Here is a 7,920-nt window from a genome sequence, read left to right as displayed (position 1 = left end):
TAGAACCATCTATTTGTAATCCATTTAAGTCAACAAATGCAATTAAGTTATCTAATTTATAATGTGATGCTGTCATTACAGCTTCCCATATTTGTCCTTCTTGAATCTCGCCATCTCCTAAAATAGTGTATACCATATAGTCTTTACTATCTAATTTACCAGCTAGTGCCATACCATTTGCAGCAGATAAACCTTGTCCAAGAGAACCAGTAGACATATCTACTCCTGCTACTTTTTTCATATCTGGATGTCCTTGTAACTTAGAACCAAATTTTCTTAAACTCATTAAATCATTTTTTTCAAAATAACCTCTTTCTGCCAAAGTTGCATATAATGCTGGTGCAGAATGACCTTTTGATAATACAAATCTATCTCTATTTTCATCATTAAATTTTATAGGGTCTATATTCAATTTTTCAAAATACAATACAGTTAAGATATCTACTATTGACAGTGAACCTCCTGGGTGTCCAGACTTCGCTTCTGTTATACTTTTTATAATATTTATTCTTATGTTTTTAGCTATTTGTTTTAATTTTTCATTCATCTTTTATACCTCTTAAATTTTTATATTTCTACTAGGATTTTATTGAAATTTATTTCTCTGTTTGACATTTTACGCAAAAATTCTCCTACTTCATTAAGACCTATTTTATGTGAAATCATTGGTGTAAAAATAATATCTCCTTTTCCCATAAAATCTAGTGTTGCTGTCCATGCTCTTCCAGGATAAGGGCTTGTATATGAATTCCAAGAACCTTTCAAAGTAAGCTCTCCACGTAATATACTCTCAGCAGCTTTTGCACTAAGTGGTAATTCTGTATGCGAAATGCCTACAAATACTATAGCTCCTCTTTTTTTTGCTATAAGTAGAGATTGCTCTTGAGTAAACCTACTACCAGCAGTCTCTATAACAACATCAGCACCACCATTAGTTATTTTTTTTATTTCTTCAATTGCATTTACTTCTTTTGAATTTACTATATAGTTTGCTCCTAAACCTTTAGAAAGTTCTAGCTTTTCATTAAAAATATCAACAGCTATAATTTTAGATGCTCCAAAAACCTTTGCCCATTGTAAAGCAAACTGACCTATTGGACCACACCCTAGTACAACTACACTATCTCCTACCTTAATATCTGCTTTTGCAATCCCATGATATGCTATAGTTGCTGGTTCAATTCCAGCAGCAGTTTCATAATCTAAGGTATTTGGTAATTTTAAAATATGCTCTTCAGGAACTTTCACATACTCCGCTAAAGCTCCATTTACTCTTGTCCCAATTATATTGTAGTCATTACATAATCCAAAATTCCCTTCTTTACAATAACCACATTCTCCACAAGGAACTAATGGAGCAACAGCTACTCTATCACCTACTTTAATGTTCTTTACTTTTGACCCTATTTTAGCAACTTCACCAGAAAACTCATGACCTAAAATTAATGGATATGCTGTACCTCCACTCAATCCACTAACCATAGACCTAGGTAAATCCGAGCCACATATTCCAACATATTTAACATTTACAAGTACTTCTCCATCTGTTATTTCTGGTATATCAACCATTTCATATCTAACATCACCTATATCATATAGTACTGATGCTCTCATCTTATTTGCCATATAAACCTCTCCCTTCATGCTATACACTTATATATAGCAATATTTATGCCATACAAAAAACAAATAATTCATCTCTGCAAATACCTTATATACAAAGCATTTTGACAATGTATAATACATTTTATAAAATCAAATTACATTATTGTATAAAGGTAAAAAAGTATGTTTTAAATAACAAAATAAAATTCATAAAATTGATAGTTGAGTACAATAAAACAGAATCCTAATATTTATCAAAATAAAAAGAAATCTACATTTCATTTATAGCTTTTCAGATAATCTCTGACACTTCTATAAAATCAACTATAGATTTCTTAATTTATTGTATTATTATATTTTAATAAACTTAAACTATGCTACTACAGGTTCTTCTGCTACATTTTTAAGTGCTTGTTTTTCTAAATATTCAAGTATACTTGTTTTATTCTTTCTAAATAATGCCCATAGGATAAAGTAAATTACAACTGCTAATCCTATATAAATTGGATTTGCACTTAAGAATGCAAAGAACACTAACCCCATTAAAGGTTTTCCTAGTATATTGAAACTTGTTATAAGCATAGCTCCAGCTGGTATAGCAACACCTACACTTGTAGCCATATCTGTAAATAATGGAGCTGTAGATGTACATATATATAATCCTAATCCAAACCATATTATACCTGAAACTATTACTTTTGGTATATTACCATTATGTACTGCAACTAAACCTTGTACCATATATGGAATTGCAAGTAAGTCTACAACTGGTAATACTTGATTACCTGGAAGTATCATAGCTACTACAAGCATTATTGGAATTAAGATAAGACCTGATATTAAAGTTGCAGGTTCACCATATCCCACAGCATCATTTACTGCTATATACCACTCGCGATTTCCAGCTTTTTGCATAATCTTTCTAGCTGCTTCTGTTATAGGTGCAAATGCTTGAGCAAACATACTTGCTACTTTTGGGAATATTGCCATAACAGCACTTGTAGATATACCAACTTTCATTATTTCTCCCCAAGCTTCCATAGTAGTTATTCTAGTCATATTACCTAGTATACCAATAAACATACCCAAGAAAAGACCTAGAGTAATCGGCTCACCTAAAAATCCTAGTTTCTTTTCTAATTCTTTAGGGTTTAACTTTATTTTATTTAGTCCAAGTTTGTTATATATAGGGTCTGCAAATACTGCAAAGACAGAAGCTTCAACATTGTGCATAGCTATTATTGTACAATTAGGATATCTATAATAACTAGACCATCTCTTTGCAACTAATTCTGATATTAATAAACTGTATAAGTTTAACAAGACCATACATCCTATACCTAAAGGGAAATTGCCTGTCACTCCTATTACCATTGCTCCCCAGACCATATAAGAATAATTATTCCATAAATCTGATGGTTGGAATACATCTGTCCACTTTACTAAAAATAAAATAGTTTGCAATAATATTCCAAGACCTAAGTATATCATACCTGCACTTGTTGAAAATGCAACTAATGATGTAGCTTGCCAACCAACATCAAACACAGGTAAATTTACTCCTGTACTATCTACCATTCTATTAATTACTGGTGTTATTATTGGTGTAAATGAGTTTAATATTAATGTAAAACCTTGCAAAGCAACACCTGCATATACAGCTGAAAGAAACGATTTCTTAGTAGTTACTTTAAATATTTTTGCTATTATGAATATTATAATTGGAACTATAATTGCAGAACCAAATGTATCGATTATAGATTTCATAAATGTTAACATCTTTTATCCTCCTATTTCTAAACATTTATCAAATTAATTAAATACGTCTAAATAAATATCTTTTTGTTGTCATTTTTTATTCTAATAAATTCTTAAATGATGTCACTTTAATTAAATTTATTTTGATAGTAGTTATTTGAATAGTAGTCTATTATAGTATCTAAATTATTGATTCAAATACTATAAATTATACTCTAAACACTATTTATTTAAACTATCAATAACCTTTAAAACTTCTTCAAAGAATGCATCTTCTCCTATACCAGTAAGACAAGCAAATGCATTTATAGTTGGTATTCCATAATCACCTGATTGAAGTGGGCTTGTAAATGTTATAAAATCAAATCTTCCTGATTGTGCCAAATTTAATGCTTCTGTTGGTCTAGCCTCTGTCGTTGTAATAGATATTCCTTTATCTCCTAAGACTTCTTTTAATTTCCCTGCCACCATTGATGATGTAACTGTTCCTGAACCACATACTGATAATACATTAAATTGTTTCATAATAATTTCCTCCTAATATTATATTTAAGTTTTTATTTTATATAAATTAAATTGCTCAGAAGTTAATACTGTTTTTAAGTTTTTAATGTTCTATTATTTACTTCTAAAACATCTTTTCATTATATTTCTATAAAATTTAATAATTCAGCTACTTCTTCTTTTGTTGATGCATTTTTTATGTCTCTTAATAGCTTTATATTCTGAAAAACTGACATTAAATCTTTTAATAATTTTACTTGAGAGTCTGGATTCTTTACTGCTAGTAAAAATACAAGCTCTACATCTAAATTATCTGTTGGGTCTATCATTGAATTAAATTTTACTGGATTTTTCAATATTCCTACAGCTACATTAGATTCATTTACGTGTTGTGAGTCTGTATGCGGAATCGCAACACACATTTCTCCAATATTAAGACCTGTAGGTAATGTTTTTTCTCTTTCCAAAACTGCATTTATATATGTATTTTTTACATATTTTTTTTGATACATTTTATTTCCTAATTCTCTGATAATACTTTCATAATCATTAGCTTCTAAGCCTAATGATATTAAATCTACATTCATTACTCTAACTCCTCTCAAATTGTTGCTATATCTATATATTTTTAAATTTATCAAATATAATCTTCTTAAAACCTTCTTTATCAAAACACTGTTTAGCACTATTCATAAACTTTTCATCTTTTAAAATTTCAAGAACATTCTTAACAATATCTTTATCATTAGTCTTAAAAACTGGCATAAATACAAAATTCACATTACCAACACCCCAGTCAATAGGGTTTTTTAATTTAATAAAAACAAATCTTGTACTATTTACTGTAGAAGAATCTCCATGAGGTACACCTGTAGCCCCTTTAGAATATGTTGGAAGCATTTCTTCTCTATGAAGAACTGAATCCAAATAATCTTTTTCCACATATCCCTTATTGATAAGAATTGAACATACATATTCTAGTAAATCCTTTTTAAAATATATATCAGGCTCAAATATTACTAAATCATCATCAAGCATTCTTCCATATCCTTTAATTTGACTATCATCTTGTTTTTTTGAAAGATATATATCTAGGTTTTTAAAAACATCTTTATTGTATGGAATAAAATTTATACCTGGTATTTTGGGATTTATTGTTCCAACAATGGCTAATATATTGTTTTTTTCTCTTAATTTTTCAATTTTATAGGAAATATTCTCATCCAAAGCACTCATTTGATAACATTTAGTATTGTTGTACTTTTCTTCTAATGTTTTACTTATGTACTTAGCGGTTCCCTCTCCAGTAAGACATAAAGTCACAATTGCATTGGATTTATCTATGTGTTTTTCCAGTTCATAGTTATATCCCATCCTATCTTTTACAAGAGAAAAAAACATTTCATCGAGTTCTTCATCTCCCATAGAAACTTTTCTAGTTGCTTCTAATGCCATTAAAAGATCTACTCTATCAATAGTTTTAGTATTTATGTTAGTTCTCTTATTTACTATTTGTCCTATATTTGTAAGTGACCCAATATCAACTAGAAATAATATTCCTTTTCCTTGGTCAATTATTTTTGACAACTCCACTGCCTTGTTATATATATTCATTGGTTTTTCATCTAAAGGCATATCTATAGCCACAGGAAATTTTACTCCCAAAAGCTCTTTAACAACATTTACAGTTTCTGTAGCTATACGACCATGAGAGATTATTATTAATCCAACTTTATCTTTTTTTACCTCATTCTTTAGGGCTGATTTTATATAAAGTGTTATAAATCCAATTTCATCTTCTGGAATCTTAATTTCATTTATATCTTCAATTTTAATTGCAAAGTTTTTTGCTATTTCATATTCTTTTGAAAAATCTATTTTTATTTTTTCTAAGTTTACATTTATTATCTTTTGATTTAGTTTAATCCTTTTTATTGCTTCTTCTAAATGTATTGCTAGATATTTAAATGCATTTTTATTTACTTCTAAATTAGTATTTTTTTCAATTATATTATTCATTAGCTCTTTTACCAGTTTTACTAGACTATCACTTACAAAGCTATTTAAATCACTCATTGAGAAGATTTCTTCATCGTTTTCTAGATTAAACTTTATGTCAGCAAATCTATTTAAAACAAAAGTCCATAAAATATTTTCTATGTCAATATCTTCAATGTCTAAAGACTTTAAATCATAATATTTCTTTTCAATTGTTTTATATATATCCTCTGGTAATATGTACTCATCACTCACAACATTTTCTTTTATTGAAGATTCCTCTAAATTAAATGGTATAAATATAGCATTTTTTAAATACTTTCTTATTTCTGTGTATTCAACCTCTTGAAAAGCAGCATCTTTGAAAGAATCCTTAAGTTTTAAAACTTCATTTATATCTACTACTACTATTGATTCACAATCTTCATCTTTAGAATTTATAAACTTCATAAAAGCTCTTGCACAAAGAACTTGAATCATATTTTGTAATTGTCCTATATTTCCACTAAACTTTTTTAATGCAAGTATTTCAATCACATTTTTATCTACAAATATTTTTGCATTTATTCTGTTACACTCTTGTTGAAAGATATTGTATATAAGGTCTATTTTTTCTTTTAACAGTCTATCATGTAATGATGGTAATGTTATTAGCATTGGTATTCTTCTTCTAAATGTCAATAATAAATTAGTCTCTACGTTTTCAGTAGTTGCTCCAATCAGTATCATGCTTACTTTTCTTTCAGCATTAGTTTCACCTAATCTTCTAAATTTGCCTCTATCTAAAATAGAAAATAGTATTTCTTGACCTTTTGGAGGTAATCTATGAATTTCATCTAAAAATAAAACTCCTCCATCAGCTTCTTCTACAAGACCTGGTGTATCATATTCAGCCCCTGTAAATGCACCTTTTTTATATCCAAATAATAAAGATAACAATAATTGTGGATTATCACTGTAATCAGCACAGTTAAATACAACAAAATTAGAATTTTCTTTTATTAACTTCTTTTTCTTTGCAAACTCATACATATGTTTAGAAAATAAACTCTTACCAACTCCACTTTCTCCTACAATTAAAGTGGGAAGACCTTTTGGAGGATACAATATAGCAGACTTTGCTTGTTCTACAGCATTTCTAAGACTTCCCTTATTTCCAATCAAAGTTTCAAACGGGTCGCTTGATTTTTCTTCAATTACCTCTACTATTTCCATTTCTATACTTTCCTTAGGTAATATTTCCTCTACAACTCTTCTTGATATATTGAATCCTTCTGTCATCAACTCTCTGGTAATTTCTGAAATAGAAATATCCTTACTGTTTTGCAATATTGCTGAAATCGCTGACTTTAAATAGGGATATCTTCTTTGTCTCGAATTACTTATATTGAGTTCTTTTCTTAGATTAGTTATATTTTCTCTAGTTGTATTTAAAAACTTTGCTATTTGAACATCTGTTAGTGGGTCTTTTTTATTTTCTGTATTTATGATGTTTACAAGTTTATCTCTCAACTCCATGCTTGATAACTCCTTTCTTGATAAATATATAAGCAACTATCGTGCCATACTTATTTTAATACTTTTTTTCTTTGCAACACTTGTACATGACTACGTTTTCATAAACATTCATACATTTTGATAAACATTTACTTTTTGTACATTTAGTAATTTACTAAATGTATTAACTGTTTTTGATTGATAATATTATAATTCATAATATAGATTATCATATAAATTAGTTATAAAATTAGGATTGAAAAGTTTATTTAATTAGATATAATATTATATATCTACTCAACAAAAAAATTTATAATCCTTTATGCTTTTAACACTTTCTGTTTTTAAATTTTAATTCGATATAGTAGTATTTTATTAAACGCTCATATACACAGTAATTTAATCATATCTCTAACTTAGATATGACTTTATATGACATATTATACTATTTTATTTATAAAAATAATTTACAAGTATTAAAATTACACACAGAGAGGAAAATAATATGAAAACATTTAAATCTGAAGCTTTATTGAAATACTCTGCAAAAGATATATT

At 28.0% G+C, this 7,920-nt stretch carries 6 protein-coding genes; all 6 read right to left on the bottom strand.

Going from position 1 to position 7,920, the window contains the following annotated elements:
* On the bottom strand, window positions 1–547 hold a 547-nt coding region (locus tag KGF52_RS19455), incomplete at its 3' end, for a transketolase (protein WP_227841319.1).
* Between the two features lie 20 nt (window positions 548–567).
* Entirely contained in the window at window positions 568–1,626 is a 1,059-nt protein-coding gene (locus KGF52_RS19450; protein WP_227841318.1) for a galactitol-1-phosphate 5-dehydrogenase, read from the bottom strand.
* 351 nt (window positions 1,627–1,977) lie between these two features.
* Complete coding sequence (locus tag KGF52_RS19445) at window positions 1,978–3,384, bottom strand: PTS transporter subunit IIC (protein WP_227841317.1); 1,407 nt, start codon at window positions 3,382–3,384, stop codon at window positions 1,978–1,980.
* 201 nt (window positions 3,385–3,585) lie between these two features.
* Window positions 3,586–3,888 (bottom strand): PTS sugar transporter subunit IIB, encoded by a 303-nt coding sequence (locus KGF52_RS19440; RefSeq protein WP_227432742.1) that lies wholly within the window; start codon window positions 3,886–3,888, stop codon window positions 3,586–3,588.
* A 119-nt stretch (window positions 3,889–4,007) separates the two neighbouring features.
* A complete protein-coding gene (locus KGF52_RS19435; protein ID WP_227828898.1) occupies window positions 4,008–4,454 on the bottom strand; it encodes a PTS sugar transporter subunit IIA in 447 nt (148 codons plus the stop codon).
* Window positions 4,455–4,485: 31 nt separating this feature from the next.
* Entirely contained in the window at window positions 4,486–7,383 is a 2,898-nt protein-coding gene (locus KGF52_RS19430) for a sigma 54-interacting transcriptional regulator (protein ID WP_227841316.1), read from the bottom strand.
* Window positions 7,384–7,920: the final 537 nt, after the last annotated feature.

The sequence above is a fragment of the Clostridioides sp. ZZV15-6597 genome (genome assembly GCF_020657815.1).
Taxonomy (GTDB): domain Bacteria; phylum Bacillota; class Clostridia; order Peptostreptococcales; family Peptostreptococcaceae; genus Clostridioides.
Note: the sequence above shows the minus strand (reverse complement) of the source record. Positions and strands in the feature narration are given on the sequence as shown.

What these genes read in the sequence shown, in the direction of transcription:
- KGF52_RS19445 (WP_227841317.1), bottom strand. Translation starts at nt 3,384, where the DNA reads ATGTTAACATTTATGAAATCTATAATCGATACATTTGGTTCTGCAATT.
- KGF52_RS19440 (WP_227432742.1), bottom strand. Translation starts at nt 3,888, where the DNA reads ATGAAACAATTTAATGTATTATCAGTATGTGGTTCAGGAACAGTTACA.
- KGF52_RS19430 (WP_227841316.1), bottom strand. Translation starts at nt 7,383, where the DNA reads ATGGAGTTGAGAGATAAACTTGTAAACATCATAAATACAGAAAATAAA.
- KGF52_RS19450 (WP_227841318.1), bottom strand. Translation starts at nt 1,626, where the DNA reads ATGGCAAATAAGATGAGAGCATCAGTACTATATGATATAGGTGATGTT.
- KGF52_RS19435 (WP_227828898.1), bottom strand. Translation starts at nt 4,454, where the DNA reads ATGAATGTAGATTTAATATCATTAGGCTTAGAAGCTAATGATTATGAA.